General features: G+C 42.3%; 12 protein-coding genes. 7 read left to right on the top strand and 5 right to left on the bottom strand.

Annotation, left to right across the window (positions count from 1 at the left end):
• Positions 1–10: 10 nt before the first annotated feature.
• On the top strand, positions 11–946 hold the full coding sequence (queG, locus tag ACT29H_RS08010; protein WP_444821099.1) for a tRNA epoxyqueuosine(34) reductase QueG: 936 nt from the start codon (positions 11–13) through the stop codon (positions 944–946).
• 27 nt (positions 947–973) lie between these two features.
• Here queG and ACT29H_RS08005 read toward each other — a convergent pair whose 3' ends face one another.
• Complete coding sequence (locus ACT29H_RS08005) at positions 974–1,384, bottom strand: secondary thiamine-phosphate synthase enzyme YjbQ (protein WP_444821098.1); 411 nt, start codon at positions 1,382–1,384, stop codon at positions 974–976.
• A gap of 210 nt (positions 1,385–1,594) precedes the next feature.
• On the opposite strand from ACT29H_RS08005, the gene ACT29H_RS08000 reads away from it, so the two are divergent.
• From ACT29H_RS08000 to glgP, 6 genes are all read left to right on the top strand, one after another.
• A complete protein-coding gene (locus ACT29H_RS08000; RefSeq protein ID WP_444821097.1) occupies positions 1,595–2,464 on the top strand; it encodes a lysophospholipase in 870 nt (289 codons plus the stop codon).
• A gap of 79 nt (positions 2,465–2,543) precedes the next feature.
• On the top strand, positions 2,544–3,530 hold the full coding sequence (locus ACT29H_RS07995; RefSeq protein ID WP_444821096.1) for a GSCFA domain-containing protein: 987 nt from the start codon (positions 2,544–2,546) through the stop codon (positions 3,528–3,530).
• A 188-nt stretch (positions 3,531–3,718) separates the two neighbouring features.
• The gene (locus tag ACT29H_RS07990; RefSeq protein WP_444821095.1) at positions 3,719–5,656 is read left to right on the top strand and encodes an amylo-alpha-1,6-glucosidase; all 1,938 of its coding nucleotides are present in this window, start codon (positions 3,719–3,721) and stop codon (positions 5,654–5,656) included.
• Positions 5,653–6,966, top strand: a complete 1,314-nt coding sequence (locus ACT29H_RS07985) for a glycosyltransferase (RefSeq protein WP_444821094.1) — start codon at positions 5,653–5,655, stop codon at positions 6,964–6,966. Before ACT29H_RS07990 ends, ACT29H_RS07985 begins: the two co-directional genes overlap by 4 nt.
• A 108-nt stretch (positions 6,967–7,074) precedes the next feature.
• On the top strand, positions 7,075–8,526 hold the full coding sequence (locus tag ACT29H_RS07980) for a glycoside hydrolase family 57 protein (protein WP_444821093.1): 1,452 nt from the start codon (positions 7,075–7,077) through the stop codon (positions 8,524–8,526).
• Positions 8,527–8,664: 138 nt separating this feature from the next.
• Positions 8,665–12,897: an alpha-glucan family phosphorylase gene (gene glgP, locus ACT29H_RS07975; protein ID WP_444821092.1), complete on the top strand. Its 4,233-nt coding sequence runs from the start codon at positions 8,665–8,667 to the stop codon at positions 12,895–12,897.
• 7 nt (positions 12,898–12,904) lie between these two features.
• Here glgP and ACT29H_RS07970 read toward each other — a convergent pair whose 3' ends face one another.
• The 4 genes from ACT29H_RS07970 to dgt all read right to left on the bottom strand — a co-directional run bounded on the left by ACT29H_RS07970 (position 12,905) and on the right by dgt (position 18,119).
• Positions 12,905–14,923, bottom strand: coding sequence for an alpha amylase C-terminal domain-containing protein (locus tag ACT29H_RS07970; protein WP_444821091.1), 2,019 nt, complete (start codon positions 14,921–14,923; stop codon positions 12,905–12,907).
• Between the two features lie 476 nt (positions 14,924–15,399).
• Complete coding sequence (locus tag ACT29H_RS07965; protein WP_444821090.1) at positions 15,400–15,828, bottom strand: RloB domain-containing protein; 429 nt, start codon at positions 15,826–15,828, stop codon at positions 15,400–15,402.
• Between the two features lie 223 nt (positions 15,829–16,051).
• Entirely contained in the window at positions 16,052–16,750 is a 699-nt protein-coding gene (locus ACT29H_RS07960) for a hypothetical protein (RefSeq protein ID WP_444821089.1), read from the bottom strand.
• Complete coding sequence (gene dgt / locus ACT29H_RS07955; RefSeq protein WP_444821088.1) at positions 16,731–18,119, bottom strand: dGTP triphosphohydrolase; 1,389 nt, start codon at positions 18,117–18,119, stop codon at positions 16,731–16,733. Before dgt ends, ACT29H_RS07960 begins: the two co-directional genes overlap by 20 nt.
• Positions 18,120–18,461 lie beyond the last annotated feature (342 nt).

The following is an 18,461-nucleotide window of genomic DNA, read 5'->3' as shown; positions in this document are numbered from 1 at the left end:
AGGAAACGCTATGGATTTGGTCGCCTTGGAGCGGAGTCGGTTAATTCGACAGGAAGCGTTACGATTGGGGTTTGACGAGGTGGGATTTGCCTCTGCAACAGAGTTGAAGGAGGATGCAGCTTTTCTGAAAGAGTGGCTCAATAGGGGGTATCATGCCGGCATGGACTATATGTCGCGGAATTTTGAGAAAAGGACCAATCCACAGAAGTTGATAGAGGATGCTAAGTCGGTCGTTGTTGTCCTTCAGAATTACTTTCCTCCAAAAAAGGAAGGCTTGAAATCGGGTCTGAAACTGGCAAAATATGCTTATGGACGAGACTATCACAAGGTGTTAAAAAAACGGCTTAAGCAATTGATGACCTATATCCAATCTGAAATTTCCGATGAGGCCAATGGACGATTTTTTGTTGATTCTGCCCCTGTCCTTGAAAGGTCTTTGGCTGTGCGGGCAGGTTTAGGATGGCGCGGGAAAAATAGCAACCTTATCCATCCCCGTATAGGCTCTTTTGTTTTTATTGGAGAAATAATTTTAAACATCGAACTTCCTTCTGGTGAACCCATCAGAGAAGCTTGCGGCGGATGTACAAGATGCATTGAAGCTTGTCCTACCGGAGCACTTGTTTCGCCATATCGTCTGGATGCCAACCGGTGTATCTCTTATTTAACCATCGAAAATAAAAATGAAATACCCGATCACTTCAGGGAGCAGATGAATGAATGGTTCTTTGGTTGTGATATTTGCCAGGATGTTTGTCCCTGGAATTGGAAAGCACGTCCTCATAAAGAGTCCGATTTTGTGCTTCGTTCTGAGTTTCAGCAAATGACCCGAGATGAGTGGTCTCAATTGGATGAAAATACTTTTGATGAGATTTCGAGAGGCAGCCCTATTCGCAGGGCTGGCTATCAGGGGCTGAAAAGGAATCTCAATTTTATTTTGGGTCAATGATTCCTGTTTAACAGTGGAAATCGGGTTTTATTTTTCAGTGTTGTATACTGTAATTACCACATGTCGTTCTTTCCTGGGACCGTCAAATTCACACAAAAAAATATTTTGCCAAGTGGACAATCCCAGCTGACCATTGATGATGGGGATGGTTTCGGATGGTCCTACAAAGCCGGCTTTTAAATGAGAGTCGCCATTATTGTCTTGGGCGTCATGTTGCCAAACCCCGTGGGGAATCATTTTTCGGAGCCAGTTCAACACATCGTTTTGTACTGACTCATCCCAGTTTTCCTGAATCATAATACCGGCTGTTGCACCTTGAACATAGACATTAACCAGACCAGTGTGGACTTCGCATTGTGACACGATGGCGGCCACTTCTCGGGTGATATCGAGGAGTTGGTTATGTTGGGTGGTTGATAGTGTAATTATGGTCTGCATGAAATTACTTGACGTTTTTGGTTTTAGGTGGCAAAATAAAAATAGCGGTTGAAAAAGATCAAATTTCTGGAATAAAGTTTGCTTGCAATTTACGAGATTTTCAAAAATTAACTAATTTTAAAAGATTTAAGTTTTTTTAATGGAGGCATCAAAGCAAAAGTTAAATCGCCTAGTTGCTTCTTTCTTGAACGGCTGAAAATTTTATACGCTATGCAAAACAAGGAGTTTAATATGGTGACAAGTGACGGAGCTTTCCTTGTGGGACGTTTCTGGAAACCAAAGGGAGCTCCCCACGCGGTGGTTTGTCTGGTCCATGGTATAGGAGAACATTCCGGCCGTTATGATAGTTGGGCTCGTCGATTTAATGAACAAGGCGTGTTGGTTTATGCTGTGGATTTGAGGGGACACGGTTTGTCGGAAGGGAGAAGAGGCCACATCAATCATTTGTCAGATTTCATGAATGATATTGACAGTTTAATCAAGCGGGTAAAATATAATTGGAGTGAACTCCCTCTTTTTTTATATGGTCACAGTATGGGTGGAAATCTGGCTCTGAATTTTTTATTGAGAAAGAGACAGGACATTGCCGGAGCAATCATCAGTTCTCCTTGGTTAAAACTGGTTCATCCGCCCTCTTCTTTTGTTTTGAAAGGGGCTTATTGGGCCGATTATTTCATGCCCTCATTCCGGGTAAAGACCGGGATTCGATCCTCTCAACTATCATGTGTTGCAGAAGTACAGTCGCAAAGTGACCGTGATCCATTGATGCATCACAAAATCTCTTTGAGGTTGTTTCTTGAGTTGTCCAGAGGGGCTGATCAGGTGATTAAAAAAGCAAAAAGAATTGAGACGCCATTGTTTTTTGCTCATGGGACGAATGACGATATCACAGACTTTGAAACAACCCGATATCTAGCGGAAATGACAGGTGGAACAACCCGATTTTTCCCGGTGGAAGGGGCACGGCATGAAATTCATAATGAGCCCGGAGCAGAAATACTATTTTCTGGCATATCTTTGTGGATGAAAGAATCCATGAAACGAACATGGCAAGGATCTACTCAAAAAGAACATGTATAGGTTCTTTCATGTGAGTGTTTCAGATCTTTAGCTTAAATCAATTCTTTCTTGGTAATAGAAGCGGTGAAAATCTTGGAACATGTTGTCTGAATTCAGAACCATAGTTGATGTAGGAAGGGTTGAAGCAACTATTGATGTTGATTCAAGAGTGATGCTTATGGGATCTTGTTTTACGGATAATATAGGCTCCAAATTTGTTGAAAATCGTCTTCACGCATTGGTAAATCCTTTCGGGGATATATACAATCCTGTATCTGCCGCCCGCCTACTTAACAGAGTGATCAACCGGAATCTCTGCACCAACCGGGAGCTGGTCCAACATGAGGGGTTATGGCATCATTTTGATTTTCATGGCCAATTCAGTAACCCTGAAAAAGAAACGGTGTGTGGGAGAATCAATGAAACGATTGAGCAGGTCTCGCGCTTTTTAAAATCGGCCGATTTTCTTTTGTTGACCTTTGGAACTTCCTTTGTATATGAACGAAGCGATACATCGCAAATCGTGGCCAACTGTCACAAATTTCCTTCCGCCTTTTTCTCTCGTTATCGGCTGGAGCCCGAAGAAATCATCTCCCTTTATAAGGAATTAATTGTATCGTTAAGAGTGTTTAATCCCAACCTGAAGATAATATTCACGGTGAGTCCGGTGCGCCATTGGAAAGATGGTGCGCATCAAAATCAGGTTAGTAAGGCAGCACTGTTTCTGGCCATCGATAAGTTGTGTGAGGTGTTTGAGAAAGTATGGTATTTCCCCGCTTACGAAATTTTAATGGACGATTTGAGAGATTATCGTTTTTACGATGAAAAAATGTTTAATCCCTCTCATGCGGCCATAGAATACATCTGGCGGCGTTTTGTGGACGCACTATTTACGGTACGAGCCCAAAATTACCTGAAAAGAATCGAAAAAGTAAAAAGAGCGCGAAACCATCGTTTTTTCCATCCAGACCCAGTTCTTCAAAGTCGGTTTGCTCAAAAAACGCTTCAACTTATTGATGAAATAGAGTCGCAGTTTCCAGAAATTGTATTGTCTTCAGACAGAGAATATTTTGACAAATTGGTCTAACCGACTACTGTATTTTTTCCCCGCCTTAAATCTTTGGTTTTAATTTTTGTTTAAATTCCTCTTTCCAGCTACTAACTGGTTGATTTTTGGAAGTTTTCTTCTTACCTTTTGATTTTCCGTGCGAGTGTCTTTTTATCTTTAAAATGACCTCCCATTGTTCCTGATTATATCAGCATTAAATATTTCCTATGACTTATTATCACCTCGACAAGTCCAGACTTGTCAATCTTGAGTATTCATTATACCGGGAGATTCTTCGAACCAATCGCGCGGGGTCCTACTGTAGTACAACCATTATAGGTTGTAATACCCGAAAATATCATGGCCTGTTAGTATGCCCCCTGAAACAGTTTGGTGGGGATCACTACGTATTACTTTCTTCGCTTGATATTTCAATTGTACAACATGATCAGATTTTTAATCTGGGGATTCATAAATATCAGGGTAGTCACTATGATCCTAAAGGACACAAATATCTAACCGGTCTTGAAGTGGATGATATTCCCAAAAGGTATTACCGAGTTGGAGGAGTTATTCTTTCTACCGAAATGTTGCTGGTGGAGAAAGAAGAGCAACTGCTGTATAAAATTACGTTGGAAGAAGCCAATGCTGAGACTGTTATCAGGGTTCGGCCATTCCTGGCCTTCAGGAATGTTCAGGCATTGACTTTCAGGAATATGGATGCTAATATCAGATACCAGGAGGCAGAAAAAGGAATTGCCATGAGGATGTATGACCGATTTCCTTATCTCTATTTGCAATCGAGTAAAGATTTGGAGTTTGTTCATATGCCGGACTGGTATTTGGGAATTGAATACCTGAAAGAACAAAACAGGGGCTATGATTATCAGGAAGATCTCTTTGTACCCGGGTATTTCGAAACGGATCTGAAAGCCGGTGAGAGTATTGTCTTCGCGGCCGGAACGTCACCTGCCAAAACAGGGGGACTTAAAGCCAAATATACCCGTGAAAAGAAAAAACGAATACCTCGTGACAGCATGCTCAATAACCTTCTCAATTCGGGGCAGCAGTTTTTAATGATGAAAGGGAAGAATGCCCGTTTGATTGCAGGATACCCCTGGTATGATGAACGGCGCAGAGATACGCTTCTGGCTTTGCCCGGGCTTTCCGCCTATCAGGAAGATAAATCGGTTTATTTAAGCATTCTGGATTATATGGCCGGAGAAATTGAGCGTCTCTATCTGGATGCCGGCACTGATGCTTTTGTGACAGATGTGGATGTTCCTTTGTGGTTTTTTTGGACGGTTAGTGAATGTGACTCTGACTGGAATATGCCCGATATCTGGAAGAAGTATCATGCTACCATGCAGAAAATCCTTGATCACTACAGAACGCTCAATGAAGAGAATAGGTGGATTGATGATTCCGGGTTGTTATTCGCCAAAAAAGAGGGCGTTCCCCTAACCTGGATGGATGCTGTGGCCGATGGAGAGCCGGTGACATGGCGACCTGGGTTTACCGTTGAATTGAATGCTTTGTGGTACAATGCTCTGATGTATTATGCCACATTGACTGATAACGTGGGTCAGAAGGATCTGGCCGCTGAGTATTTTGAGCTGGCAGAAAAAGTTAAAAAGGCCTTTGTCGCCACCTTTTGGAATGAAGAGGGTGAGGGGTTGTACGACTTCGTCGATGAGGATGTTAAAGATGCTTCCATTCGGCCCAATCAGATTTTTGCTGCCGCGCTTCCTTTCTCGCCTCTAGATCTGGAGCAGAGAAAAGCCATCGTGGATGTGGTAAAAAAAGAGCTGCTGACCCCTCGCGGACTTAGAACCTTGTCGCCGCAGGATCCCAAATATAAGGGAATTTATGAAGGGGATCAGACGCAACGTGACAGAGCTCTGCATCAGGGGACTGTTTTCCCGTGGCTGGCCGCCTTTTTTGCGGAAGCTTATCTCAATATCCATAAACAGGGAGGCTTATCCTTTGTGAAAAGGATGCTGGAAGGATTTGAAGAGGAAATGGAAAACCATTGTATTGGAACCATCTCGGAATGTTTTAACGGTAATCCGCCGCATATGGGGAAGGGCGCTGTGTCCATGGCATGGAATGTTGCCGGAGTGCTACATATCATTAAGTTAATTGAAAAATATAGTAATTTATGAGGGTTTTAATGTTCGGGTGGGAATTTCCGCCTCATATATCAGGAGGTCTCGGTACGGCCTGTTTTGGCCTTACCAGGGGGTTGTCCTATATCCCCGATCTGCAGGTGTTGTTTGTGGTCCCCAAAGCGTTTGGTGATGAGGAGGTGAAGGGAATGAGCCTCATAGGTGCTAATCATGTACCTGTAAAGCACAGAAAGCTTTTCATGAACCACTTTAACCAAACGTTGGACTATATCGAGGTAGGCGCCAAGCTTACGCCCTACACTCAGCCCGATGAATATTTCCAACTTAAAAAGTCTGAAACGAAAGAGAAAAGAACCAATCATTATATCCAGACCGATGAGATGGGGCTATTGCCTTTTTCCGGTACGTATGATGGGGATTTGCTTCAAGAGATTAATAATTACGCGCTTGTGGCCAATATTATTGCTCAGGATTATTCCTTTGATATTATTCATGCGCACGACTGGCTTACCTATCCTGCAGGTATTGCAGCGAAAGAAGCGACCGGAAAACCGCTGGTGGTTCATGTCCATGCCACCGACTTTGACCGTAGTGGAGGAAGTGCCAATCCTGCTGTTTTTAATATTGAAAAGAGAGGGATGGACGCTGCCGACAAGGTCATCGTGGTGAGCAACCTCACTCGACGGACCGTCATTGAGAAATATGGAATTCCGGAGGAAAAAATTACTACCGTGTACAATGCTGTGGAACCCTATGAACATAAGGATAAACCTCTTTTTAAAAAAGGAATCAATGAAAAATTGGTCACTTTTCTGGGAAGAATAACCATGCAAAAAGGTCCTGAGTATTTTGTGGAAGCAGCGCATCGTGTGCTGCAACGAATCGACAATGTGCGATTCGTAATGGCCGGCAGTGGAGATATGATGCACCGTATGATTCGGCGTGCCGCCCAGCTGAAAATAATGGACCGTTTTCATTTTACCGGATTCCTCAGAGGAGAAGAGGTCTTTTCTATGCTGGCCATGAGCGATCTGTATGTGATGCCGTCGGTTTCTGAACCCTTTGGCATATCACCATTGGAAGCCATGCAAAGCAATGTCCCGGTGTTGATTTCCCATCAGTCGGGGGTTGCCGAAATCCTTACTTATGCCATTAAGACAAACTTTTGGGATGTGGATGCTATGGCTGATGCCATTTATGGCGTGCTGAAATACCCTGCCCTTTCCAGGATGTTTGTGAAACATGGAAAACAAGAAGTGGATTCACTGAAATGGGAAAAGTCTGCGCTCAAAGTTAAAGAGGTATACGATAGTTTGTTGCCAAATAAAAATCAGAAATCAGGGTAGTACCAATAAAATTATGAGAATCCAAAACCGAATATCCTACACAAGAACATTTATGTGTTAATCGTTTGTCCGGTTCCTTACAATACCTTAACAATAAATACGATACGAATGAAAACAGTTTGTTTATACTTCCAGGTTCATCAGCCCTTCCGATTTCGGAGATACCGGTTTTTTGATATCGGAAATGATCATTATTATTTCGATGATTATACCAATGAATCCATTCTCAATAAAATAGCTTCCAATTGTTACCTTCCTGCCAATGAGCTGTTGATCCGGCTTATTGAAAAATATAAAGGGAAGTTTAAAGTGGCATTCAGCATCACGGGGGTGGCCATAGAACAATTCAAGCTTTATGCGCCTGAAGTGCTCGAAAGCTTTAAGACGCTTGCGGCCACCGGCAGTGTGGAATTTCTGGGTGAGACCTATGCGCATTCATTGGTTGCACTCAAAGATGAAGAAGCGTTTATTCAGCAAGTGAAATCTCATTCCGATCTGATGGAAGAATTGTTTGGTAAACGCCCTTCTGTTTTCAGAAATACGGAGCTCATCTACTCCGATCAGATCGGGGAAATGGTCGCTCGCATGGGCTTTAAGGCGATACTTACCGAAGGCGCCAAACATATTCTGGGGTGGAAAAGCCCCAACTTTTTATATTGTAATGTTTTGAATCCAAGGTTGAAAGTGTTGCTTAAAAACTATAAGCTGAGCGATGATATTGCTTTTCGTTTTGGGAATAAGGAGTGGAGTCAATGGCCGCTAACCAGTCAAAAATTTGCCGGATGGCTCCGACAAATGGATAAGAAAGAGGAAGTGATTAATCTCTTTATGGATTACGAAACTTTTGGAGAGCATCAACCTAAAGAATCCGGCATTTTTGAGTTCTTGGAACATCTTCCGGGTGATATTCTCAAGCAGAGGTCGCTTAAATTCGGGACCCCATCTGAGGTAACTGCCCAATTGCAGGTCGTTGCGCCTGTAAAAGTTCCCACTCCGATTTCATGGGCCGACGAAGAGCGCGATTTGACCGCCTGGCTCGGAAATGAGATGCAGCAGGAAGCTTTTGATAAGTTGTACGACCTTCTGCCCAAGATGAGTCGTTGCACCGATCCCAAATTGCAAAAAGACTGGAACTATTTGCAATGCAGCGACCATCTGTATTACATGTGTACAAAGTTCTTTTCCGATGGAGACGTCCATGCCTATTTTAATCCCTATGAAACCCCCTATGAGGCTTTCATTAACTATATGAATGTGTTGAGTGATTTCTCTTTGAGGCTCAATGCAGCCGTGCCTTCCAACTCTGAGGAGAAAGAACTGGCAGGATTGACAACTATTATGGAAGAAAAAGACACCAAAATCAAAAAACTGGAAGAGGAGTTGAACTTGATTCGAAGTCGTAGACGAAACAGCAAGGTCAAAAAAGACATGGCAAAAAAACGAAAAGCGCCTGCTGCTGAGGGTCCGGGGACCGAAAAACAAAAAAGCAATATTCCCAAAGAAGCAAAAAACCAAAAAACCAAGAAGGCGGCTTCTAAATTAAAGAAACCCACTCATTGATCCAAACATCAACGATGGATGGCTCTTTCTTAAAACCTTCAAGGTTGCCACAAAGGGCGATGTATAACTCTTGGTTGAGCAAATGGTATTAGGCCAATATTTTAAATGAATTAGATACAAGCGAAAAAATTAGATAAAATGACAGATAATTTCCTTAAACCTGATTTTGTTTTTGAAACAAGTTGGGAAGTATGCAACAAGAGTGGAGGAATTCACACGGTATTAGCCTCGAAAGCCAATACCCTGGTTGAACAGTTCAAAGATCATGTAATATTTATAGGTCCCGACGTTTGGCGGGGGGCCGGTGAGAATCCAGAATTTTTGCCTGACGAAAATCTTTTTGTGGAATGGCAGGATACGCTGCAGCGGGATGGGTTAAGAGTGAAAACCGGTCGATGGAATATCGCCGGGAAGCCGATTGCCCTATTAATTGATTTCAGTCCTCTGATTATCCAAAAGAATGATGTGCTGACCAAACTGTGGGAGAGCTTCAAGGTGGACAGCCTTTCGGGACAATGGGATTATGTGGAGCCTGCTCTCTTCGGCTATGTGGCCGGAATGGTCATTGAAAGCTATTACAAATGCTACATTTCGGAAAGCGAAAAGGTGGTGGCCCACTTTAATGAGTGGATGACCGGTAGCGGGGCACTCTATCTGAAGGACCATCTTTTGCAGATAGGGACCGTTTTTACCACCCACGGGACCGTGGTGGGACGATCGTTGGCCCAGCACAATGAGCCGATCAATCAAATTCTTGAGGAGCATGATGCCGACGCCAAAGCTGCCGGGTTGAACGTGGCATCCAAGCATTCGTTGGAAAAAATCACTGCCCGTAATGTGGATTGTTTTACTACGGTATCGGAAATCACCGCCAAAGAGTGTTCCCGATTTCTGGCCCGGGATCCCGATTTAATTACTCCCAACGGTTTTGATAACCGAATTGTGCCGGTGGGGGAAGAATATCAGTCCACCCGTCAAAAAGCCAGGGAAAAGCTTTCGCAAGTGGCCGCGGCACTATTGGGAACAGAAATCAGCAAGGATGCGTTGTTTGTGATTAATAGTGGGCTTTACGAATTTCACAATAAAGGGGCAGATCTCTTTCTGGATATCTTAAAACACCTGAACGAAAATTATGAAAACAAAAGAGAGATTATCGCCTTCGTATTCATTCCTGCCAATATTTATGGTGCCAGAATCGATCTGGAAGAAAGAATTAAATCCGGAAAAAGAGGAGAACCCCTTCCCAATCCTTATCTGACGCATGGCTTGAACGATATCTCATACGATCCCATTATTAAAAGAATTCAGGATATCCATCTTAGTAATGAAGCATCCCGGCGTATCCGGCTGATTTTCGTGCCTTGTTTGCTGGATGGTAATGACGGTATTTTCAATATGCCTTATTACGACCTTCTGACAGGGATGGATCTTTCCATTTTCCCATCCTATTATGAGCCTTGGGGATATACGCCTCACGAGAGCATGGCTTTTGGCGTGCCGGTTATTACCACCAATCTTTCAGGGTTTGGACTATGGGCGTCGCTTCACTCCAAGGGACTGGACGACGGTATAGAAGTAATTGAGCGAAACGACCATAACTATTCGGAGGTAGTGCAGGAAATTGCCAAGTTGGTTGATGCCTTTTCATTAAAACCTGCGGAGCAAACAGAGGTCATTCGGCAAAACGCTCAGAAAATTACCGGATTACTGGAGTGGAAGATGCTGATAGAGAATTATTACTCAGCTTATGATATTGCTCTCAAGGCCGTTACCGGCCGACGCGATAAATTTACTGCTGTAAAACGGGGTGCCCGTATTAAACTGAAGCCCGAAACCACCTCCGTACCGGGATGGAAAAAACTCATTGTGAAGTCGCAACTGCCTGAACGCATAAAAGTGCTGCATGAGTTGACCCGAAACCTTTGGTGGGCGTGGAATCCCAGGATGGTGGATCTCTTCGAAACTATTAGTCCCGAAATATGGGAGAAAGTCGGGAAAAATCCCGTCATGCTGCTCGACAAGGTCTCTTATGAACGTCTTTCTCAGCTGGCAGAGGATGCCGATTTTGTGGCTCGTCTGGATGCTTTGTATCAGGAGTTTCGTGCGTATATGGACCGTGATTTTTCTGAAGAGGTCCGTATTGCTTACTTCAGTATGGAATATGGGTTAACCAATGTGCTGAAAACCTATTCGGGAGGATTGGGCATTCTGGCCGGCGATTATTTGAAAGAAGCCAGTGACAGGGGGATCAGGATGACCGCTGTCGGACTGCTATACCGTTACGGTTATTTTACACAAACCCTTTCCATTAGCGGAGAACAAACCGCCATATATGAAGCCCAGGATTTTTCACTGCTTCCGTTGGAAGAGGTGCGCGACGAGAATGGACATCCACTCTTTATATCCGTTGAGTTTCCGGGGCGACATTTGGCAGCTAAGGTATGGAAAGCCTTGGTGGGGCGTGTGACGCTTTATCTTTTGGATGCGGATGTGGAACGCAATAGTCCTGCCGACCGTCAGGTCACTCATCAACTGTATGGTGGCGATCGTGAAAACCGGCTTAAACAGGAAATATTGCTGGGGCTGGGTGGTATCAGGCTTCTGAAGACGTTGGGCGTATCTTCCGATCTTTATCATATCAACGAAGGACATGCGGCTCTGATCAATGTGGAGCGGCTGGCAGAGCTGGTGACCAAGAAATACAACTATTCCGAAGCGCTGGAAGTGGTCAGGGCTTCCTCCCTTTTCACGACCCATACGCCGGTGCCGGCAGGTCATGACGCCTTCGATGAGGATATGTTTAGGGTATACCTGCGACATGTTCCGGATAAATTGAAGCTTACGTGGGACGAGTTTATGGACCTGGGGCGTGATCATCCCGGTGATGATGTGGAATTTTCCATGAGTGTTCTGGCTGCCAAAACTTCCGGTGAAATGAACGGAGTGAGTGAGCTGCACGGATTGGTCACCAGAAAAATGTTCTGTAATTTGTGGGAGGGCTATTTCCCCGATGAGCTTCATATTGGTTACGTAACCAACGGAGTCCATTATGGCACCTGGACGGCTGCCGAATGGCAGGTGTTTTATAAAGAAATTTTCGGCCCCGATTTTCTTTCCGACGTATCCAACCCGGAACACTGGAAAAAGATCTATGATGTTCCGGATAAAAAAGTGTGGGAATTAAGGCATATTCTACGAAAAAAGTTGATGGATTTTGTCCGCTACAGACTCCAAGGAAGCATGTCGAAACGACACGATTCGCCTTCTCGGATTGTTGAGGTACTGGATATCCTTGACGAGGATGCTCTGACCATTGGTTTTGCCCGACGTTTTGCCACCTACAAGCGGGCTCATCTGCTGTTTCGCGATCTTGAGCGGTTGGCCGAAATTGTTAATGACTCGGAGCGACCGGTTCAGTTTCTCTTTGCCGGAAAGGCCCACCCGGCCGATCAGGAAGGGCAGGCACTCATCAAGCAGATTATCGATATCTCCAAGAAACCCGAATTTATCGGTAAGATTATTTTCCTGGAGAACTATGATATGGAGCTGGCAAAACGTCTGGTCAGTGGGGTGGATGTTTGGCTCAATACGCCTACCCGTCCGCTCGAAGCCTCCGGCACCAGCGGTCAAAAAGCCGTGCTCAACGGCGTCCTCAATTTCAGTGTGTTGGATGGATGGTGGTACGAAGGGTATGAAGAAGAGGCCGGCTGGAGCCTTACCGATAAAAAGTCTTTCGACAATCAGACCTTTCAGGATGAGCTGGATGCCGCAACGCTATACAGCATCCTTGAGAACGAAATTGTGCCGCTTTTCTATGATGTGAATGATGAAAATTTGCCTGTTGGCTGGATTCGTTATATCAAAAATTCAGTGGCACATATTGCGCCCCAATTTACCACCAAAAGAATGATTGATGATTACCTGTCAAAATTCTATAAGCCCATGTATACCCGGTTGGAAACTTTGGGTGCCAATGATTGTGCGCTGATCCATGAATTGTCTTCCTGGAAACGCAGGGTTTTGTCGGCTTGGAATAATATCGAGATTCTGGAAGTGAATATGCCGGATATTGCCAAACAAGAGTTGGGAATTGGGGATGATTATGTTATTGATGTCAAGCTCAACCTTCATGAGCTGGAAGATTTGGATGTGGGTATGGAAATGCTCATAGTGGACTCTATCGAAGGGGATTTCCCCACCGTATTGCACAAAGAGCCTTTTGTCATGACCGGGAAAGAGGGCCCCGTGGTTTCTTATGAGATGAAATACCGGTTGAACCTTCCGGGCTCCTATAAATTTGGGATTCGGATGTTTCCCAAGAATGATCATCTCCCCATTCAACAGGATTTTGGATTGGTAAGATGGTTCTAATGGGACTTTAGTGAATTTTGGGCGTGGGGATTTTCTCCAGAATCAGGCCCGTGCGGTTGGGCAGGTATAGTTTAAGCTGAAAACCACTGTTTGGGTGACGATTGACAGGCTGGGCAAAATAGAGCCTGGCCTGATCGATTCGGTCGAATCCCCCAAATTGCGGATCATCGCTTTGGAATAGGATGCGGTATTTTCCCGGTGCCACAGGAATCCCGTAATCGGGGAACGAACGGGTGGGATGAAAATTGAAGACCATGAGAAATGGACCTCGGTTGAAGGCAAGAATGTTGTCGCCTTCGTTGGCTAGATTCAGGTATACCGGATTGTATGATAAGAGGTCGTGTTCTTTGACGGTGGTGATCATGGCACGATCGAAGTTCCCAAGCCATTGATACTTTAGGTTGTCGTCATCGGCCAAGCTCCATTGACGTCGGGCATATTGATACGACCAGTTGTTTCCTTCGCGGGGAAAGTCGATCCATTCGGGATGGCCAAATTCATTTCCCATAAAGTTGAGGTAGCCTCCATTGGCTGTCGTAAGCGTTACCAGGCGAATAATCTTGTGCAAAGCCACCGCTCTGTCGATGATGAGGTTGGGCTGGTCTTTGCTCATGGAATCATACATCTCTTTATCTGCCAACCGGAATATGATGGTTTTGTCGCCTACCAGGGCCTGATCGTGTGATTCGGCGTAGGAGATGGTTTGCTCTTCGGGCCGGTGAATCGTCAGCTCATGAAAGATGGTTCCCATGCTCCACTCCTCATCGGGTATTTCCTTGATCAGTTTAATCCAGAAATCGGGAACGCCCATCGACAAACGGTAGTCAAAGCCCAGCCCTCCTTCTTCCGGTGGTGAGCCGGTCCCCGGGTAGCCACTCACTTCCTCGGCGATGGTGATGGCTTTGGGGTTGATTTTGTGGATGAGGTGGTTGGCAAGCTTCAGATAAACCAGTGCATGGTCGTCGCGGCTGTTGTCAAAATAATCGTGGTAGCCCGAGATGGCTTTGCCCAATCCGTGATGGGTATATAACATGCTGGTGACGCCGTCAAACCGGAACCCGTCGAAGTGGAACTCTTCCAGCCAGTAACGACAATTGGATAAGAGAAAGGCTACCACCTCCTTCTTCCCGTAATCAAAGCATCGGGAGTCCCACGCCGGATGAAACCCTCGCTCGCCCGGATAAAAATATTGATCCAGAGTTCCGTCGAAGCGACTCAACCCTTCCTCTTCATTTTTTACCGCATGCGAATGGACGATGTCCATGATGACACACAACCCCATCTCATGCGCTTGATTGATCAGGTTCTTCAGGTCTTCTGGCGTGCCAAACCGGCTGCTCGGCGCAAAAAAATTGGAAACATGATATCCAAAACTGCCATAATAGGGATGTTCCTGTATGGCCATGAGCTGAATCACATTATATCCGGCCCGTTGAATGCGGGGTAATATTTCTTCGGTAAACGACTGATAAGTTCCCACGCCACCTTCTTCTTGAGCCATGCCCACATGCGCTTCATATATGAACGGGTGTCGGATGGAAGAATGAAAATTTTGGTCGCTCCATTGAAACGGCTTTTCGGGATGCCATACCTGGGCACTGAAAAGTAATGTCTCGGGATCCTGAACAACACGCCGGGCATAGGCCGGTATACGAAATCCGGAGCCATGTGCCCATTCTATGTATAGCTTATAACAATCTTTGTGTTTTATGATGGACGCCGAAAGAAATATTTCCCATATCCCATGGTCTTTCCTCTGCAGCCGAAACGACTCATTGGGTTTCCAATCCGAAAAATCGCCCACCAGATATACTTTTTCGGCGTTGGGGGCCCATTCGCGGAATACCCATCCCTCGCTGTAGGTATGCAAACCAAAAAACTGATGTCGACCCGCAAAATGGATGATGCCGTCATGTCCGGTGCGGATCTCTTCCAGCCAGTCGAGGTATTGTGAATGGGTGGCTTCCAGGGCCGAAGCGTAAGGACGAAGCCATTCGTCCTTTTCTATAAGATTTAGCATATGCATGACATGGGCGTTTTAAGGGTTGTATGTTGAAGTCCGGCCGATTTTAAAGGTCGGGCCCCGGACTGTTGCTCGATGATTTGAGGCGCTTCAAGTAGCTCATCCCCGATCCTTAATGATGGTGCAGATTTCGGCAGGATCACCGGGAAAAGGGCATTATTTAAGTAATCTATTTTCAAGGTGTTGTCCCTTCAGGTTGATGATTGTACAATATAAGGAAATTGCAGGTGATTTGGGGGAATTTATTTGCCATAGAAAGTAAATGGAACTGAAAAATTAATTGGTGGTTAGGAGTTGGGAATATATGGTGGAAGGTTGGTATAGGAACGGGATCAAATCATTTTCGATATGGCTACACCCTCTTCGGTTTTAAATCTCCGTTTTGTGGGATTGATAAAGGCGATGACAGAAAAGGGGGATAATTAATGGTGAGAGGATATATCATTTCGGCATCAATGATTTGAGTGTTAAGGGATTTATTAAAAGTGTTTTTTCATCTCTTCAGAACCAAAAAATAAATACATTTCACTTAGGGCCTTATATGGCTCATCTGAATCAAAGTGTCCTAAAGAGCAGGCATTGTCGATAGCTTTTTTAAGATAGGGTTTCAGTTTAGTGTAAATATCATTGTCTTGCTTGGTGTAGTATTTTTGGGTTTTTTCATAGCCCTTAAGATGTGATTTCAGCTGATTCTCCACTCGGGTACATGTGCCAAACACTCTTGATGTTCTTTGAAAATGTAACAGGAACCAAAATTCCAAACAAGGATTATTCGTTATCACTACGACATTTTTGTATTTCTTTTTAATAGTTTTTTGATATTCAATAAATTTTTGAATTGGGCTTTTTTGCCCCTTGGGGGTCTCTCTTGTTACTTTTATTAATTCATAAATGTGTCTACAGGACATCCCGGACCAATTGATTCACTTTCCTATAGTTAAGTTTTTAGCATGGTATTCCATTGGTTGTTAATCTCTTAAAAAATTACCACTAACGACGGGAAAAACAGAACCTATTGACATTTTTGATTTAGGTTTTAATTGATTAGTAAGCTACAGAATTATTAAAAATTAAATAATATCAATTCTTGAAATGAAGAACGCAAATCATTTTTAATTTAATAGCCTTCTTTTATAAAACTTTTATGAAATTTTCAATTTCATCAGGAGAAAAAATAATTCTTCCAAAATGTTTTTTTTGGGTTTCAATGTAACTGGTTGAATTGCTTTTATGTTTTATCTTAAGGTATTTACTAAGGTTCTTTGAAATGTGAAAAGAATATTTTTTTGAATAATACAGGGTATTTACGATGCATAAAGAGTAATTAAAATTAGGTTTGAAAACAACGTCTATTTGCTTGTCCCGAAGAAATCTAACGAAATGTTCCGTATAATAAAATTTTTCTTCATTAAGGGAAAAGCATATTGAGGAGAAATTAAAGAATGATGTGGCTGCAATATATTTCTCAAGTTCGAAACCAAGGTTTTTCTGAAATTTAAATGCCCAAGTATCGGCTAAATACCAAAGATCAATAACAGAGTTGTTTATTTTAATCTTATACCCTCCAAAACTGTTTTTCTCTATAATAGCATTAGAAAAAAAAGGATTTATATCTATTCGTTTTGATAATACAATATCAATGTCTCTAATTTCATTTACTCCCAAGAAGAAATTTCTTATTATGCCACTAAATATTAAGACAGAAGTTTCCTTCTCAAGTCTTTTAAGAATATTAAGAACATCATTATTGAGGTTGTTGCGTAGATACTCAATAAATTGTTGACTTGAAGAATTTATTTGTTGCGTTATGTCAGATAATTTTTTGGCCACTTAGTTTTTGATAATGGTTAAGTGCATATTGGTCTGTCATTCCTGAAATAAAATCGACAATTACTCTTATTTTATAGTAAAAATTTAATTCCTCAAAGTTACAATTTGTATCAATATTGTTTTCATAAAAAGCAGCATTTTTTATGCTTCTTGAAATCAGTCCAATAGCTTTTTTTCTATATTTGGAATTTTCATGAAAAATAAAGTGCATATAATAATTTAATAAGCCTTCAATCACAGAGTTTCCTGTTAATTCTAATGATATTATATCTTTTTTGGGAAATATATTCTCATTACAAAAATTTTGCAATGCTTGTGCTACTTTATTTTCGTCATCGAATATTAATTCTTTATTATATTCTCCATAACAAATATTTTCATAATTTTTAATGAAGTTTTTATGTGCTAAATCAACAAAATATGAAATAAGATTAATCCTTGATGTAACCATTTTTTTATTTTCTGGCTCTTCTTCTTTGAATGAGAAAATCTTCTCTATTAATTCTTTTGGGATTTTTTTGAAATCTTTTTCTGATTCATACTGTAAAATAAAATCTCTAAATTCATTTATACTATACCAATTTTTATTGAACCCATCTTCAATGTCCATTACTAAATAACAAATCGAATCTGCAGCTTCCATTAAATATGATAAGGGATGACGTTTGTATTGGTCTCTACTTTTTAATTTACATTCTTCAAAAATTTTTTTAAGATAATCGCGTTCGGATTGAAAAACACCTCTCTTTTTTAAACAAAGCCTGCCTTTATTTATTTTATTGGGGTTTGGATACTTTAAATAGGAAGCAAGAGTAGCATAAGTTAGATTTAATCCGTATTGATCATCTAGAACTTGTAATTTTGTTAAAACCCTAAATCCTTGCGCATTCCCATCAAAGCAAATAAAATCCTCCCTTTCCAAGGCTGAAAGAGGAGTTTTTATATTTTTAAAATAGTTTTTAAAAAAGTTTCTTATTGCTTCCTCGCCGAAATGGCCAAAAGGAGGATTACCAATGTCATGAATTAAGCAGATATTTTTCAGAATTATAGGTATTTCTCTTATTGATTTTTCTTTTTCTAAACCTGTCTTTTTTAAAAATGTGTCATTTTCCAAAAGTTTAATTCCTAAAGAATAACCTACAGACATTACTTCAAGAGAATGAGTTAATCGTGAATGAATGTTATCATCTGTAGTTAATGGAAATACTTGTGTCTTATCATGCATTCGGCGTATCGCAGGACTAAATATAATTCGTCCAAAATCACTTTCAAATTCATTTCTTGGGTCAATACTGGGATTTTTTGATGGTCTTTTTGAATCTCTTAGTCTTTCAGGGCTTAATAGTTTATTCCAATCTATCTTTTCCATGGGTTTAAATTGAATATTAAGTAATTATTTTGTTGAAGTAAAGGCCTTTTTCCTAATTACAAAATTGTTTCGCTTTTTATTTTTTTGATTCATGGTATTTTTTGCTACCTAAAATAACAAAAAAATCACATAACTGGTAATGAGCCACTTTCAGAATTGTTTTGCCGATAATAATAATGCTTCAGGAAGAACAATTTTTTTTGTTACTGCACGTTGCAGCACGTCGTCTAACGTTTGAGATTTGTTCCTGCACGCTGCAGCGCCTCAGAAAAAACTCTGAAAACGTCCTGCACACTGCAGCACGTCAGCTAACGTTTAAGATTTGTTCCTGCAGGCTGCAGC

This window comes from Thermophagus sp. OGC60D27, assembly GCF_052400625.1.
Classification (GTDB): domain Bacteria; phylum Bacteroidota; class Bacteroidia; order Bacteroidales; family Marinilabiliaceae; genus Thermophagus.
The sequence above is the reverse complement of the archived record's forward strand: the minus strand, read 5'-3'. Positions and strand labels throughout refer to the sequence as shown.

What these genes read in the sequence shown, in the direction of transcription:
- dgt (WP_444821088.1), bottom strand. Translation starts at nt 18,119, where the DNA reads ATGGAAAAGATAGATTGGAATAAACTATTAAGCCCTGAAAGACTAAGA.
- queG (WP_444821099.1), top strand. Translation starts at nt 11, where the DNA reads ATGGATTTGGTCGCCTTGGAGCGGAGTCGGTTAATTCGACAGGAAGCG.
- ACT29H_RS08005 (WP_444821098.1), bottom strand. Translation starts at nt 1,384, where the DNA reads ATGCAGACCATAATTACACTATCAACCACCCAACATAACCAACTCCTC.
- ACT29H_RS08000 (WP_444821097.1), top strand. Translation starts at nt 1,595, where the DNA reads ATGCAAAACAAGGAGTTTAATATGGTGACAAGTGACGGAGCTTTCCTT.
- ACT29H_RS07980 (WP_444821093.1), top strand. Translation starts at nt 7,075, where the DNA reads ATGAAAACAGTTTGTTTATACTTCCAGGTTCATCAGCCCTTCCGATTT.
- glgP (WP_444821092.1), top strand. Translation starts at nt 8,665, where the DNA reads ATGACAGATAATTTCCTTAAACCTGATTTTGTTTTTGAAACAAGTTGG.
- ACT29H_RS07990 (WP_444821095.1), top strand. Translation starts at nt 3,719, where the DNA reads ATGACTTATTATCACCTCGACAAGTCCAGACTTGTCAATCTTGAGTAT.
- ACT29H_RS07985 (WP_444821094.1), top strand. Translation starts at nt 5,653, where the DNA reads ATGAGGGTTTTAATGTTCGGGTGGGAATTTCCGCCTCATATATCAGGA.
- ACT29H_RS07995 (WP_444821096.1), top strand. Translation starts at nt 2,544, where the DNA reads ATGTTGTCTGAATTCAGAACCATAGTTGATGTAGGAAGGGTTGAAGCA.
- ACT29H_RS07965 (WP_444821090.1), bottom strand. Translation starts at nt 15,828, where the DNA reads ATGTCCTGTAGACACATTTATGAATTAATAAAAGTAACAAGAGAGACC.
- ACT29H_RS07970 (WP_444821091.1), bottom strand. Translation starts at nt 14,923, where the DNA reads ATGCATATGCTAAATCTTATAGAAAAGGACGAATGGCTTCGTCCTTAC.